The 14,266-nt window shown below is 67.7% G+C and carries 13 protein-coding genes; 6 read left to right on the forward strand and 7 right to left on the reverse strand.

Annotation, left to right across the window (positions count from 1 at the left end; all coding sequences use genetic code 11):
• Positions 1-52: 52 nt before the first annotated feature.
• The 3 genes from hutG to ATCM_RS08765 all read left to right on the forward strand — a co-directional run bounded on the left by hutG (position 53) and on the right by ATCM_RS08765 (position 4,945).
• Positions 53-904 carry an N-formylglutamate deformylase gene (gene hutG / locus ATCM_RS08755; protein WP_132864155.1) on the forward strand — a complete coding sequence of 284 codons (852 nt, stop codon included), beginning with the start codon at positions 53-55 and terminating at the stop codon, positions 902-904.
• Entirely contained in the window at positions 901-2,568 is a 1,668-nt protein-coding gene (gene hutU, locus ATCM_RS08760) for a urocanate hydratase (protein ID WP_132864156.1), read from the forward strand. Before hutG ends, hutU begins: the two co-directional genes overlap by 4 nt.
• A 142-nt stretch (positions 2,569-2,710) precedes the next feature.
• Positions 2,711-4,945 carry a CocE/NonD family hydrolase gene (locus ATCM_RS08765; protein WP_165931159.1) on the forward strand — a complete coding sequence of 745 codons (2,235 nt, stop codon included), beginning with the start codon at positions 2,711-2,713 and terminating at the stop codon, positions 4,943-4,945.
• A 28-nt stretch (positions 4,946-4,973) separates the two neighbouring features.
• On the opposite strand, the gene ATCM_RS08770 is transcribed toward ATCM_RS08765, so the two are convergent.
• Entirely contained in the window at positions 4,974-5,543 is a 570-nt protein-coding gene (locus ATCM_RS08770; RefSeq protein WP_132864158.1) for a TetR/AcrR family transcriptional regulator, read from the reverse strand.
• Between the two features lie 80 nt (positions 5,544-5,623).
• On the opposite strand from ATCM_RS08770, the gene ATCM_RS08775 reads away from it, so the two are divergent.
• Positions 5,624-6,166 carry a thioesterase family protein gene (locus ATCM_RS08775; RefSeq protein ID WP_132864159.1) on the forward strand — a complete coding sequence of 181 codons (543 nt, stop codon included), beginning with the start codon at positions 5,624-5,626 and terminating at the stop codon, positions 6,164-6,166.
• A 29-nt stretch (positions 6,167-6,195) separates the two neighbouring features.
• Here the strand turns inward: ATCM_RS08775 and ATCM_RS08780 are convergent, their stop codons facing one another.
• Positions 6,196-6,612, reverse strand: a complete 417-nt coding sequence (locus ATCM_RS08780) for a DoxX family protein (protein WP_132864160.1) — start codon at positions 6,610-6,612, stop codon at positions 6,196-6,198.
• Positions 6,613-6,814: 202 nt separating this feature from the next.
• Entirely contained in the window at positions 6,815-7,327 is a 513-nt protein-coding gene (locus tag ATCM_RS08785) for a L,D-transpeptidase family protein (RefSeq protein ID WP_207911799.1), read from the reverse strand.
• A gap of 140 nt (positions 7,328-7,467) precedes the next feature.
• On the opposite strand from ATCM_RS08785, the gene ATCM_RS08790 reads away from it, so the two are divergent.
• Together ATCM_RS08790 and ATCM_RS08795 are read left to right on the forward strand one after the other, a co-directional pair.
• Positions 7,468-8,451: a hypothetical protein gene (locus ATCM_RS08790; RefSeq protein ID WP_132864161.1), complete on the forward strand. Its 984-nt coding sequence runs from the start codon at positions 7,468-7,470 to the stop codon at positions 8,449-8,451.
• 195 nt (positions 8,452-8,646) lie between these two features.
• A complete protein-coding gene (locus ATCM_RS08795; protein WP_243693984.1) occupies positions 8,647-9,684 on the forward strand; it encodes a GGDEF domain-containing protein in 1,038 nt (345 codons plus the stop codon).
• Positions 9,685-9,790: 106 nt separating this feature from the next.
• Here ATCM_RS08795 and ATCM_RS08800 read toward each other — a convergent pair whose 3' ends face one another.
• From ATCM_RS08800 to ATCM_RS08815, 4 genes are all read right to left on the reverse strand, one after another.
• Positions 9,791-10,489 carry an OmpA family protein gene (locus tag ATCM_RS08800; RefSeq protein WP_132864162.1) on the reverse strand — a complete coding sequence of 233 codons (699 nt, stop codon included), beginning with the start codon at positions 10,487-10,489 and terminating at the stop codon, positions 9,791-9,793.
• Between the two features lie 139 nt (positions 10,490-10,628).
• On the reverse strand, positions 10,629-12,038 hold the full coding sequence (locus ATCM_RS08805) for a deoxyribodipyrimidine photo-lyase (RefSeq protein ID WP_132864163.1): 1,410 nt from the start codon (positions 12,036-12,038) through the stop codon (positions 10,629-10,631).
• Between the two features lie 11 nt (positions 12,039-12,049).
• The gene (locus tag ATCM_RS08810; RefSeq protein WP_132864164.1) at positions 12,050-13,465 is read right to left on the reverse strand and encodes a replicative DNA helicase; all 1,416 of its coding nucleotides are present in this window, start codon (positions 13,463-13,465) and stop codon (positions 12,050-12,052) included.
• A gap of 216 nt (positions 13,466-13,681) precedes the next feature.
• Positions 13,682-14,239 carry an NADPH-dependent FMN reductase gene (locus ATCM_RS08815; RefSeq protein WP_132864165.1) on the reverse strand — a complete coding sequence of 186 codons (558 nt, stop codon included), beginning with the start codon at positions 14,237-14,239 and terminating at the stop codon, positions 13,682-13,684.
• Between the last annotated feature and the right edge of the window lie 27 nt (positions 14,240-14,266).

Genomic DNA, 14,266 nt, shown 5'->3' on the forward strand with positions numbered 1-14,266 from the left:
ATAACGCATTCCCACACGCTTCATCGTTCTGCCCTGCCCTTTGGAGTCCTCCATGACCCACTCGCCTGACTGGCTGCAGATTCACCGCGGCGATGCTCCGCTGATCGTCAGCTTCCCGCATACCGGCACCGAACTGCCCGACGCGCTGGTCGGCCACTTCGTCTCGCCATGGCTGGCCCGCCGCGACGCCGACTGGTGGGTGCACGAGCTGTACGCCTTCGCCAGGGAACTAGGCGCCACCACCGTGCGCACCGCGGTCTCGCGCTCGGTGATCGACGTCAACCGCGATCCCTCCGGCGCCTCCCTGTACCCGGGCCAGAACACCACCGGCCTGTGCCCGACCACCACCTTCGACAACCAGCCGCTGTACCGCGACGGCCATGCGCCGGACGAGGCGGAGATCCAGCGCCGCCGCCAGACCTGGTTCGACCCGTACCACGCCGCGCTGCGCGCCGAGATCACCCGACTGCGCGCCATCCACGGCACCGTGGTCGTCTACGACGCGCATTCGATCCGCTCGCTGATCCCGCACCTGTTCGACGGCGAACTGCCGCAGTTCAACATCGGCAGCGCCGGCCCCAGTGGTGCGCCGGACACGTCCTGCGACAACGCGCTCACCGACGTGGTCGAGAACCTGTGCGCGATCAGCGGCCTGGGCCACGTTCGCAACGGCCGTTTCAAGGGCGGCTGGATCACCCGCCACTACAGCGACACCGCCGGCGGCGTGCATACCCTGCAGATGGAGCTGGGCTGCCGTGGCTACATGCACGAGCCCGCGCCGGCCGATGTCGATGAGCACAGCTGGCCGACCCCGTACGACCCCGACCACGCCGCACCGGTACGCGACACCCTGAAACAGATCCTTCGCGCCTGCCTCGATTTTGCTTCCCGGAGAAACGCATGACCCGTCACGATCCTTCCCGCAGCCCGCGCGCGCCGCGCGGCAACACGCTCAACTGCAAGTCCTGGCAGACCGAGGCCCCGTTCCGCATGCTGCAGAACAACCTCGACGCCGAAGTGGCTGAAGACCCGACCTCGCTGGTGGTGTATGGCGGCATCGGCCGCGCCGCGCGCGACTGGGAGAGCTACGACAAGATCCTGGAAACACTCCAGCGCCTGGACGACAACCAGACCCTGCTGGTGCAGTCGGGCAAGCCGGTCGGCGTGTTCCCCACGCACCCGGATGCACCGCGCGTGCTGATCGCCAACTCCAACCTGGTGCCGCACTGGGCCAACTGGGAGCACTTCAACGAGCTCGATAGGAAGGGCTTGATGATGTACGGGCAGATGACCGCCGGCAGCTGGATCTACATCGGCAGCCAAGGCATCGTGCAGGGCACCTACGAGACCTTCGTGGAGATGGGCCGCCAGCATTACGGCGGCAGCCTGGCCGGCAAGTGGATCCTCACCGCCGGCCTCGGCGGCATGGGCGGCGCGCAGCCGCTGGCCGCATCGCTGGCCGGCGCCAGCAGCCTGACCATCGAATGCCGCCAGAGCAGCATCGACTTCCGCCTGCGCACCCGTTACGTCGACGAGCAGGCCACCGACATCGACGACGCGTTGGCGCGCATCGCCAAGTACACGGCCGCCGGCGAAGCCAAGTCGATCGCCCTGCTCGGCAATGCGGCCGAGATCCTGCCGGAGCTGGTGCGCCGTGGCGTGCGCCCGGACTGCGTCACCGACCAGACCAGCGCGCATGACCCGGTGCACGGCTACCTGCCGGTCGGTTGGACCGTGGAGCAATGGCTGGCCGAGCAGCAGGCCAACCCGGAGAAGGTGCGCGACGCCGCCAAGGCCGCGATGCGCGTGCACGTGGAGGCGATGCTGGCCTTCCACGCGGCCGGCATCCCGACCGTCGACTACGGCAACAATATCCGCCAGATGGCCTTCGACGAAGGCCTGAAGAACGCGTTCGACTTCCCCGGCTTCGTGCCGGCCTACGTACGCCCGCTGTTCTGCCGCGGCGTTGGCCCGTTCCGCTGGGTGGCACTGAGCGGCGACCCGGAGGACATCTACAAGACCGATGCCAAGGTGAAGGAGATCATCGCCGATGACCCGCACCTGCACCGCTGGCTGGACATGGCCCGCGAGCGCATCAGCTTCCAGGGCTTGCCGGCGCGCATCTGCTGGGTCGGCCTGGGCCTGCGCCACAAGCTGGGCCTGGCCTTCAACGAAATGGTCCGCAATGGCGAGCTCAAGGCACCGGTAGTGATCGGCCGCGATCACCTGGATTCGGGCAGCGTCGCCTCGCCCAACCGCGAAACCGAGTCAATGAAGGACGGTTCGGATGCGGTTTCCGACTGGCCGCTGCTCAACGCCATGCTCAACGTCGCCGGCGGTGCCACCTGGGTGAGCCTGCACCACGGCGGTGGCGTGGGCATGGGCTACTCGCAGCACTCCGGCGTGGTCATCGTCTGTGACGGCAGCGAGGCCGCCGACCAGCGCATCGCCCGCGTGCTGTGGAACGACCCCGGTACCGGCGTCATGCGCCATGCCGACGCCGGCTACGACATCGCGCTGGACTGCGCCCGCGAGAAGGGCCTGGACCTGCCGGGCATCCTCGGCTGATCGCCACACCTTCACTTCCGTAGCGATGGAAGCCATGCCCCCTCCCGTCCACGGGAGGGGGCATCTGTTTTCGGGCGCAACGCCGCACGGGCGCGCCGTCCGTCGATGTGCTATCAAGCAGCACCTTCGTCGGGTAAATACCATGCGCAGCCTGCTCACGTTGCTGTTGATGCTGTTCGCGGCTTCGGCCTACGCGGCCAACGACGACATTGTGCTGCCGGCCGGCTGGGAGCAGCGCCTCGATACGACCGTACCGGCCCTGGCCCGGCAGGCATTGGCGCGCTACGACACGCCCGATGCGCAGCAGCGGCTGGGCACGGTGTTCCGCCTGCAGTTGGCCGCCGGCAGGTATGCCGACGCCATCACCAGCATCCAGGCGCTGCGCCGCCTGCGCAACGACCCACCCAACCAGCCGCCGTTGTTCCTGCAGTACGAGATCCATGCGCGTGCGCGGCAGGCGCAGACCGAGTATCGGCAAGCGTTCGCGCAGGCATGGCCACAGGCCTTCGCCGCCCGCTTCGCCGAGCTCGACGACCGCAGCGCGCAGCAGGCCGGCGTTGCCTTCGGCGGTTACCTGCCGCGCATGCGCCAGGACCTGGACCAGCGCATCGAACAGGCACGCGGCAAACGCAGCCTTCCCCTGGACCAGGCCATCGAACTGGTGCGTGCCTGGCAGGTCCACGACAGCTACGTCGCCTTCCAGCCCCTGTTCGCCGCGGCACAGGCCGCCGACGACGCACGCCGTTACCAGGTCGAGCGCGACCTGTTGATCGCCACCCCGGACGGCGCCCGCGTGTCCGCGCTGCTGGTGCTGCCGCGCCACGCCGCCACTCCCCTGCCCGCACTGCTCACCTTCACCGTCTACGCCAACGACGATTGGGCCTGGGACGACGCCCGCAAGATGGCCGCCCACGGCTATGCGTCGGTCGTGGCGTACAGCCGCGGCAAGGGCCGCAGCCCGGATGCGATCGTGCCGTTCGAGCACGATGGCGGCGACGCGGCGGCGGTGATCGACTGGATCGCCGCGCAACGCTGGAGCGATGGCAGGGTCGGCATGTATGGCGGCAGCTACAGCGGCTTCACCCAATGGGCCGCGCTCAAGCAACGCCCGGCCGCGCTGAAGGCCATCGCCACCTCGGCCACGACCGCACCCGGCATCGATGTCCCGATGGAAGGCGGCGTCTTCCTCAACTTCATGTACGCCTGGCCGTTCTACACGGCCAGCAATCGCAGCCTGGACGATGCCAGCTACGGCGACAGCGCCCGTTGGCAGCGGCTCGACCAGCAGGCCTACCGCGGCGGTGGCCGCTACCGCGACCGGCCCGCCATCGATGGCACGGCCAACCCGGTGTTCAGCCGCTGGCTGCAGCACCCGCGCTACGACGCCTGGTGGCGCGCGATGATTCCGCAGGGCAGTGCGTTCGCCGACATCGACATCCCGGTCCTGGCCACCACCGGCTACTTCGATGGTGCGCAGATCGGCGTCCTGCACTACTTCCGCAACCACCTGCAGCACCGCCCGAACGCCGACCATACCCTGCTGATCGGCCCCTACGAACACTTCACCATGCAGACCGGGCTGCCGCCGGTGGTGCAGGGCTACACGCCCGACCCCGGCGCCCGCATCGACCTGCAGGCAATGCGGCTGGCCTGGTTCGACCACGTCTTCAAGGGCGCGCCCACGCCCGCCCCGCTCGCCGGGCGCGTCAACTGGCAGGTCATGGGCGCCGACACCTGGCGGCATGCCGACACGCTGGAAGCCATGGCCACGCGCAGCCAGCGCTACTACCTGCACGCCGGCGCCAATGCCGCGCACCGGCTCGATGCGGCACCGTCCAACGGCCCACCGGCGATCCAGCGCGTGGACTTCAGCGACCGCAGCGACGCCGACTGGCAGCCTTCACCGAACGTGTTGAACCCCACGCTGGACCCGCACGCCGGGTTGGTATTCCGCAGCGACGTGCTCACGCACGACCTGGAATTGGCCGGACCGTTCAGCGCCGACCTGTACTTCACCCTCAACAAGGCCGACGCCGACCTCAGCATCGGCATCTACGCGCAGGGGCCCTCAGGCCAGTACTTCGACCTGGCCTATGCGCTGCAGCGCCTGAGCCAGGCCGATGACCGCAGCCAACGCCACCTGCTGCAGCCCGGGCAACGCAGCCACGTGCGGATCCAGGACACCCGCCTGCTCGGCAGCCGCCTGCCCGCCGGCAGCCGCATCGTGGTTACCGTGGGCGTGCTCAAGCAGCCCAACCTGCAACTCAACCTCGGCAGCGGCAAGGAACCAGCCGACGAAACCCTGGCCGATGCAGGCCAGCCGCTGGTCATCCAGTGGCACGGCGACAGCCACGTGACCCTGCCGATCCGCGATTGAGCCACATTCCGCCAGGGCGCGGGCGGGCTCAGCGCAACAAGCCTTCCAATCGCTCGACCACCCGGTCGAACGCGGCGATGTCACGCGTGGCCCGGCTGATCGCCACCGCGCCTTCGACGCTGGCGATCAGCATCGTCGCCAACGCCTGCGCCTGGACCGGCGCATGGCCTTCGCCGATGAACGCCTCGGCCAGGCGTCGCTCCCACGCCGTGAACGCAACACCGGCCGCTTCCCGGGCATCGTCGGCGCCGCCGTCGATGGGCTCTTCCACCGCCGCGGCAAGTACCGGGCAGCCCACGTGGAAGTCGGACTTGAGCAGGCGTTCGCGCCATAGCGCCAGGAAGCGCGAAACGCCGCTGACCACGCCCTCGCGCAGGACCTCGTCGAGCATGGCGTCGATGCGGCTGCCGGCCAGGGCGGTCGCTTCGGCCAGCACCTGCTGCTTGCCACCGGGGAAATGGTGATAGGTCGAGCCAAACGGCGCCTCGGCACGCTTGGTGACCTCGCGGATGCTGGTGGCATTGAGGCCATAGGTCGCCAGCATGTCGGCGGCGGTGCTGATCACGCGCTGCGGGGCATCGGTGGGACGGCGGCGCATCGCGAGGTCCTTGCTATGACGGGTGTCATAGCTTAGCGTACGCGCGTTATGACAGTCGTTATAAAAGGTTTGCCCGCGCCATGAATCTCTGGTTCCGTCTGCTGCACCTGCTGATCTGTTCGTGGTTCCGCCCGCGCCTGCAGGCCCCCACCGGCGTGTCGCGCCTGCAGTTCCGGGTGCTGCCCAACGACATCGACCTGAACCTGCACATGACCAACGGCCGCTACTGGACGATCTTCGACCTGGGCCGGCTGGACCTGGTGCTGCGCACCGGCCTGGGCAAGGTGGCGATGCGCCGCAAGTGGGCGCCGATCGCCGGCGCCGGCACCATCCAGTTCCGGCGCGAACTCAAGCCATTCCAGCGCTTCACCCTGGAAACGCGCATGGTCGGCTGGGTCGGCGGCCGCATCCTGATGGAGCAACGCGTGCTGGTCGGCGACGACGACAAGGTGGCCACCCGCGCCCTGCTGATCACCGGCATGTACGACCGGCGCGGCCGACGCTTCGTCACCGGCGAGGAAGTGCTGCAGGTGCTGGGCGTGCAGGACGTGGCATCGCCCCCGTTGGGCGCGGCGGCGCAGGCCCTGCTGGCCGCCGACGCCGCACTCAAGCTGGAGGACTGAGCAGGCCCGCGCGGGCCTGCTCCTGCCACTCAGCGGCTGCGCGTCAGTGCGTAGCGCCCGCCCCCGGTCACGGCCAGCAGCAGCAGGCCACCGCAGATGGCGAGATTCTTGAAGAAGTGGATCAGGTTGAGATCGCGATCCGGGCTTTCCATCGTCCAGAAGGCATGCCCGATCAGCGCGGTGCCCAGCGTGAAAAGCACGAACAGCAGCGCCAGCGGACGCACCCACACGCCGAGCAGGATTGCCAACCCGACAAACACTTCCATGAAAATGGAAATCGACGTAGCCAACTCGGGCAGGGGTGCATGCAGCACTCCCATATAGGCCACTGTGCCGGAAAAGTTCGCCAGCTTGGATATGCCCGAGCTGATGAACAAGGCCATCAACAGGATGCGTGCCACCAGGATCACGCCATCGCGGTTGCGCTCTACAAAACGGTCAATCATTTCATTGCTCCAGACAACGCAGAAGGAAAGGGGCCGCAGTATGCGTCTGCGCCGGATTGCATCGCGAAGAACCGTCATCAGCCTCGGGTATACCCCTTTTCAACACCGGACAGCGTGATGAAAAGCCACCAATGATCGATCCAAACGCCACCCGTATCCTCATTCCGACGGACAGTGTGCGCGGCGGCACGCATCCTCCCGCTCACGGCACGATCCGGATCGGCACCGGCACATCCACCACCTCCCACAGCGCATCCATCTGCGCATCGGTCAGCGCGATGCAGCCATCGGTCCAGTCGTGCTGCTGCAAGGCCGCGGCCGGCAGGGGCGACTGATTCGGCTGGCCGTGGATCATGATGTCCCCTCCCGGGGACACGCCGCGCCGCTGCGCATCGGCACGGTCCGCGGCATTCGGGTAGGAGACATGGATCGAACGGTGGTAGCGGCTGTTCGGGTTCTTCCAGTCCAGCATGTACACCCCTTCCGGCGTGCGTTTGTCCCCCTCCTGTTGCTTGTGCCCGGCCGGCACCCGCCCCAGCGCGATCGGGTACTGCAGCAACAGCGTGCGGCCACTGAAGACGAACAACTGCCGCTCGGACTTGTCCACGTAAACAAACGTGGCCTTCGGTTGCACTGCCTCGACGTCGTCGGTGGCCGCAGCCGTACCCACCATGGCCAGCATCGACGCCAGGCAGGCGTTGCTTCCCTTCAGCACGTGACACCCCTGTTGAACGTTGCCTCTGAGCCTACCCGACGACGCGCCGGTACGCCGCCATGCGCCGGCGAGGCCGGTGACGGGCGTCATGGCCTGTGCCAGACTCCGGCCACTTCGTCAGGATGACCGCAGGACGGCAGATGATTGTTCCGGAGTATTGGGCCGAGGCCCGCAGGCAGGTCCGCCATCGCCGCCGCAGCGTCACCGTCCGCCGCTTCGGCTGGTCCGAGCTCAGCCTGGAGGCCGCCCAGGCGCATGCCGAGGCGCGCGTGCAGCAGGCCATGGACGCCATCCTTGCCGGTGAATCACTGCCGCGCCGCGAGCGCCGCACCCACTATGGCGTGGAAGGCGTGCCCATCCGCGAACAGGTCGTTGCACGCGAGGGCGAAGATGTCATCACCCGCAACAGCTACGGCGCGCTGTGCCTGAACACCCCGGACGTGCTGTTCGCCGACATCGACCTGGAAGAGCCTCCCTCCGGCTGTGTCCTGCCCTTGTTGCTGTCGGCGGCCTGCTGGCTCGGGGTGATGGCCATCGTCGGCGTCAACGCGAACAACTGGTGGATAGGCGCCGCAGCCGCCACCCTCGCGCTGGTCCTGCTCAACTGGCTGGTGGTAGTGGTCAGGCGCGTGCGCTTCAACGCCAATGGAGGCGCCCAAGGGCGCGCGCTGGCCAGGCTGGAGCAGTTCTCACGGCAACAACCGGACTGGACGCTGCGCACCTACCGCACGCCGGCCGGTTTGCGGGTGCTGGTGATGCACGCGGTGTTCGATCCGCAGGACAAGGTGGTTCACCAGTTCTTCAAGGCGGTCCACGCCGATCCGCTGTATGCCCGCATGTGCCGCCTGCAGCACTGCTTCCGCGCGCGTCTTACTCCCAAGCCGTGGCGGATGGGGATGAAAGCCCGCATCCAGCCACGCGTCGCGGCGTGGTCAGCCGAGCAGGCCAACCGTCCGGACCGGTTGGCCTGGATCGCCGATTACGAGCGGCAATCGCCAGGCTTCGCCGCTTGCCAGTACCTGCGGACGTTCGGTGATACCGTGCGCGTCCATCCGCGCGCCGCGCAGGTGCGGGCACTGCACGATCGCTACAGCCGGGCCGAAAGCCGCCTGCCGCTGGCCTGATCGGGTTTGCGCAAATGGGCCGGCGCGGCGTCCGGACGGTGAAATCCGGCTTCACGCGACGCTGCCGAACACGCCTTGAAAAGCGCCGCCGTGCGTCCATATCGGACATGAACGCGGCCGTGGTTGGTCAGTAAATGACGCCCTTCCGGGGCGTTCCTGCACAAAGCAATCCGACGCCTGACCATGTGTGTCCGGGTGAAGGAAATCCGCCACGGCCGCTGCTATGTTGCCGCCGCCATGCACACCCCCGGCCCTCCCGTCCAGCACGTTCCCGACCTGCCGCAGGCGCTGCGCAGCGTACCGCTGCGCACGATCGCGCCGACCTCGGCGCTGGTGCTGGTGTTCTTCAGTGCCTGGCTGGCTGCCGACCGGCGCCTGCCGGAACTGGCCATCAGCCTGCTGCTCACCGCTGTGGCCGTGGCAGCCACGGTCCTGGCCCAGCGTCGAAGGCTGGACATCGCCGGGGTGCTGGCCGCCCTCGCCAATGCAGGCGGCTGCCTGTTGGCGGCGTGGGTGCTGCAGCATTCGGCACTGGCATGGACGTTCCTGGTCCTGATCAGCAACTTCTTCATCGTCCGCTACGAGGTCGCCGCACCGGTCAACCTGGCATTGGTCGTCGGGCTGTTGCTGCAGCCCGGGCTGCTGCTCGCGCCGATCCAGCCGCAGGCGCTTGCCGTCATCGTGCTGACCTTCGGTTTCGGCCATCGCTTCTCGCGGCGCCTGCAGGGCGACCGCAGCCGCCTGGAGCAACTGGCCTCGCTCGATGCCCTCACCGGCGTGCCCAACCGGCGCGCGCTCGAACGCACCCTCAGCCAGCAGATCATCGGCCAGCGCGAGAGCCGCTTCCGGCACGCGCTGGTGGTGCTGGACATCGACCACTTCAAGGACGTCAATGACCGCCACGGTCACGCCGCCGGCGATGCCGCCCTGTCGGACCTGGCCGCCATCCTGCGCTTTGAACTGCGCGACCGGGACCAGGTGTTCCGCTTCGGTGGCGAGGAATTCGTGATCCTGGCCGAGACCGGTACGTGCGAAGCCCTGGAACGCTTCACCGAACGGATCCGCAAGGCGGTGTACGAGGCACTGCGGGGCCCCGGCGGCCGCATCACCATCTCCCTGGGCGGGGCGATGTATGCCGGCGAACAGCGCTGGCAGGACTGGTTCGCGCGCGCCGATGCAGCGCTGTACGAAGCCAAGCGCAAGGGACGCAACAGCGCGGTCATCGCCGGCTGACCTGCCGCGGCGCGGTTGCAGGCCAAGGCGCATCGCCTCCCCGCGCCGACATGACAAGGGCCGCTTGCGCGGCCCTTGCTTCACACCATCAACGCTGCAGCTGCGATCACGACTTCAGCGGGATCAGGCGGATCTCCACGCGGCGGTTCTGCGCACGGCCGGCGTCGGTGCTGTTGTCGGCGATCGGGTAGGCCTTGCCGGCACCCAGCGTCTCGATGCGCGCGCCCTGCACGCCCTGCGCGGTCAGGTAGGCGGCCACGGCGTCGGCGCGTTCCTTCGAGATGCGGTTGTTCACCGCGTCGGTGCCGATGCTGTCGGTGTGACCGACCACTTCGATCATGGTCTGGTTGTACTCGCGCAGGGTGCTGGCCACGCCATTGAGCGCACCGTAGAACTGCGGCTTGAGGGTGGTCTTGTTGAAGTCGAAGGTGATGCCGTCGGGCAGGTTCAGGGTGATGTTGTCACCTTCGCGCTGCACGTCGATGCCGGTGTTGGCGGTGCGCTCGCGCAGGGCCCGCTCCTGGCGGTCCTGGTAGTTGCCGATCGCCGCGCCGCTCAACGCACCGATACCGGCGCCGACCATCGCACGCTGGCGACGCTCGGTGGCATCGCCACCGCTGAGCAGGCCCGCGGCCACGCCGATGGCGGTGCCGATCAGCGCGCCCTTGCCGGTCTTGTTCTGCTGCTGGGTCTGGTTGCCGTACGGGTCCTGCTGCACGTAAGAGCCACCGGTGGCACAGGCCGAGAGGACGGCAGCTGCCACCAGACCAAGGGAAATATTGCGGACAGCGGTAACGGTGCTCATCAGAGTCTCCTTCATGGGCCGGCAGGAAGGCCGGCGTGGATTTGCCGGGCAAGGATAAACAGCAGGCTGCGACGTGGGGATGATGGAGCCGCGCCGGAAGCGGCTTCCATTCATCTAACTGTCTGAAGCGTTCAAACTCTCAGCGGCACCGGTGGTAGGCGGCCAATGCGGCCTCCCTGCCCTGCGCCAGATCGGCCAGTGGCTGCGCCGGATACGTGGGCGCCTGCTCGGCCAGCAGCGACGGTGACAACCACGGCGCGAACCGCGCCTGGACCGGCAGCCCCGCCAGTTCCGGCACCCAGCGGGTGATGTAGCGCGCATGGGGGTCGAACTTCTGCGCCTGCGTCACCGGGTTGAACACCCGGAAGTACGGCGCCGCGTCGGCGCCGGTGCCGGCGATCCACTGCCAGCCCATGCTGTTGTTGGCCAGGTCGGCATCCACCAGCGTGTCCCAGAACCAGCGCGCGCCTTCCTTCCAATGCATGCGCAGGTGCTTGCACAGGAAGCTGCCGACCAGCATGCGCACGCGGTTGTGCATGTAGCCGGTAGCCCACAGTTCGCGCATGCCGGCATCGATGATGGGGATGCCGGTGCGGCCCTGCTGCCAGGCGCCCAGCAGCTCGGCGCGCGGCGGCGCCCAGGCGAACGTATCGAAGCGCGGATTGAGGTTGCTGTCGGAAGTCTGCGGGAAGTGATGCAGCAGGTGCCAGGAGAACTCGCGCCAGCCCAGTTGCCGCAAGTAACCGTCGATGTCGGCGTCGCGACCGGCACTGCGCAGCCGCTCCAGCGCGTGCACGATGCGCCACGGCGCGATCTCGCCGAAATGCAGGTGCGGCGACATCAACGAGGTGCCGGTACGGTCCGGCAGGTCGCGCTGCTCGCGGTAGCCATTGAGCGCGCCATCGGTGAAGACGTCCAATGCCTCCTGCGCACCGGCCTCGCCCGGTTTCCAGTGCGCCCAGAACCCCGCATCCCAGTGCAACCGCGGTGCCAGCTGCAACGCCTGCAGCGGCAGGCCCTGCAGGCCATGGCCGGGCAGCCGCGACGGCGCCTCGGTCAAGGCCGCCAGCCGCCACCGGCCCAGCGCGTTGCGCCAGAACGGCGTGAACACCTTGTACGGGCCGCCCTGTTGGGTCGCCAGTTCCCACGGTTCAAACAGCAGATAGCCGTTGTGGCTCTCGGCGTGCACGCCCTGCTCGCGCAGGCCGCGCTTGATCGCCGCGTCGCGTGGCTGGGTGGCCGGTTCGTACTTGCGGTTCCAGTACACCGCCTGCGCGCCACTCTCGGCGATCAGCGCCTGCAGTTCGGCATGGCTGTCGCCACGCCGCAGCACCAGCGCACTGCCACGTGCACGCAGGTCGGCATCAAGCTGCTGCAGCGACTGGTGCAGCCATGCATCGGAGGCCGCGCCCGGTGCCCATGCGCCCTCTTCGTGCGGCGCATGGATGTAGACCGGCAGCGGCGTATGCCCGGCCTCGATCGCGGCCTGAAGGGCTGGGTTGTCACGCAGGCGCAGGTCGCGCCGGAACCAGACGAGGGCGACGGACATGGCGGAGGGGCTTACTCGAACGCGCCGACCGAGTCGTGGCTGAGGTTGTCGAAACGGGTGTACTCGCCGAAGAACTTCAGCTTGCACGAGCCGGTCGGGCCACCACGGTGCTTGCCGATGATGATCTCGGCCAGGCCCTTGTCCGGCGAACTTTCCTTGTTGTAGTAATCGTCGCGGTAGATGAACACGATCATGTCCGCGTCCTGCTCGATAGCGCCGGATTCGCGAAGGTCGGCCATCACCGGGCGCTTGTCGGTACGTGTTTCCAGCGAGCGGTTGAGCTGGGACAGCGCGATCACCGGCACGTTAAGCTCCTTGGCCAGGCCCTTGAGCGAACGCGAGATCTCGGAGATTTCGGTGGCGCGGTTCTCGCTGTTGCCCGGCACGCTCATCAGCTGCAGGTAGTCGATCACCACCAGGCCCAGGTCGTGCTCGCGCTTGAGGCGGCGGCACTTGGAGCGCAGCACTTCCGGCGACACGCCCGGCGTGTCGTCGATGAAGATCTTGGTTTCCTTCAGCATGCGGATGGCACCGGTGACGCGGCTCCAGTCCTCGTCCTCGAGCTGGCCGGTACGCAGGCGCTGCGCGTTGATGCGGCCATTGGAGGAGATCAGGCGCATCGCCAGCTGCGAGGCCGACATTTCCATCGAGAACACCGCCACGCCCTTCTTCGACTTGATCGCGGCGTATTCGGCGATGTTCAGCGCGAAGGTGGTCTTGCCCATCGCCGGACGCGCGGCAAGGATGATCAGGTCGGTCGGCTGCAGGCCGGCGGTCATCGCGTCGAAGTCGTTGTAGCCGGTCGGCAGGCCGGTGATGTTGCCGCCGTTCTCGAAGCGGTTGCGCAGCTCCTCGAAGGCGTCCTTCAGTGCGCCGGGCATGGCCACGAAGTCGGTCCGCCCGCGCGCGCCCTGCTCGGCGATGGCGAACACCGACTTCTCGGCGGTGGCCAGCAGTTCGGTGCTGTCGCGCCCTTCGGGCTGGAAGCCGTCATTGACGATGTCGGTGCCCACCTGGATCAGCTGCCGCAGCACCGCCTTGTCACGCACGATCTCGGCGTAGGCGCTGATGTTGGCCGCCGACGGCGTGGTGCTGGCCAGCTCGATCAGGTACGCACCATCGCCCACCTGGTCCAGCTTGCCCTGCGACTCGAACCATTCCCCCAGGGTCACCGCGTCGAACGGGCGGTCACGCTCGGACAGCTCGCGGATGGCGCGGTAGATCAGCTGGTGGTCGCGGCGGTAGAAGTCCTTCTCGGTCAGCGCCTCGTTGACCCGGTCGAATGCCTCCGGCGCCAGCATCAGGCCACCGAGCACCGCCTGCTCGGCTTCCACCGAATGCGGGGGTACGCGCAGGGCATCAATGCGCTGTTCGCCGCGCTCAGCGCGGTCGTTGCGGTCGGAACGGAAACCAGTACGAGCGGACATAAGAAAAACGTGATTCCTGCGCTAAGGCACTACGGCCATGGTAGGTGGGCATCTGCCACCGGGGTACGGACAACTCTGTGGATAACCTGTCCACAATTCCAGCCCCCGCGGCCTGGCGGGGCGTTCCTGAGTGGGCGGCCATACAGAAAGAAGCACCCGGCGCCGTTGCGGCGCCGGGTGCCATTATCGCAAAGCCGCCGCGCCCGTGCCGACCGCTCAGCCGGCGTGGTGGGTCCCGATCCAGGCCAGGAAGCGGTCCACGAAGCCCTGCAGGAACGTCCGCGTGGCCTCGTTGGTGATCGTGCCGTCGGCCTCGATCAGACCCTCCTTGAAGTGCAGGAAGGCCTCCGGCTGCGCCAGCACCGCCAGATTCACGAAGACCAGCACGTTGCGCAGGTGCTGCTGGGCCAATGCACTGCCGATGGCCCCGATGGAGGCACCGGTCACCGCCGCCGGCTTGCCGTCGAAGGCATTGTCACCATACGGCCGCGACGCGGTGTCGATGGCATTCTTCAGCACGCCGGGGATGGAGCGGTTGTACTCGGGGGTGACGAACAGGACCGCGTCGGCGGCACGCACCTGGTTCTTCATCCGCGTGCCCTGCGCCGGGAACTGGCCGTCGTGGTCCTGGTTGTACAGCGGGATATCGCCGATCTGGATGTACTCGAAGCTGGCCCGGTCCCCGGCCAGCTTCTCCAGCGCATGCGCCAAGCGGCGGTTGATCGAATCCTTGCGCAGGCTACCGACGAAAACGGCAATCTTGTAACGGCTCATGGCGGGCTCCAACCGGAAGATGGAGGC

The sequence above is a fragment of the Stenotrophomonas sp. ATCM1_4 genome (assembly GCF_004348115.1).
GTDB lineage: Bacteria > Pseudomonadota > Gammaproteobacteria > Xanthomonadales > Xanthomonadaceae > Stenotrophomonas > Stenotrophomonas capsici.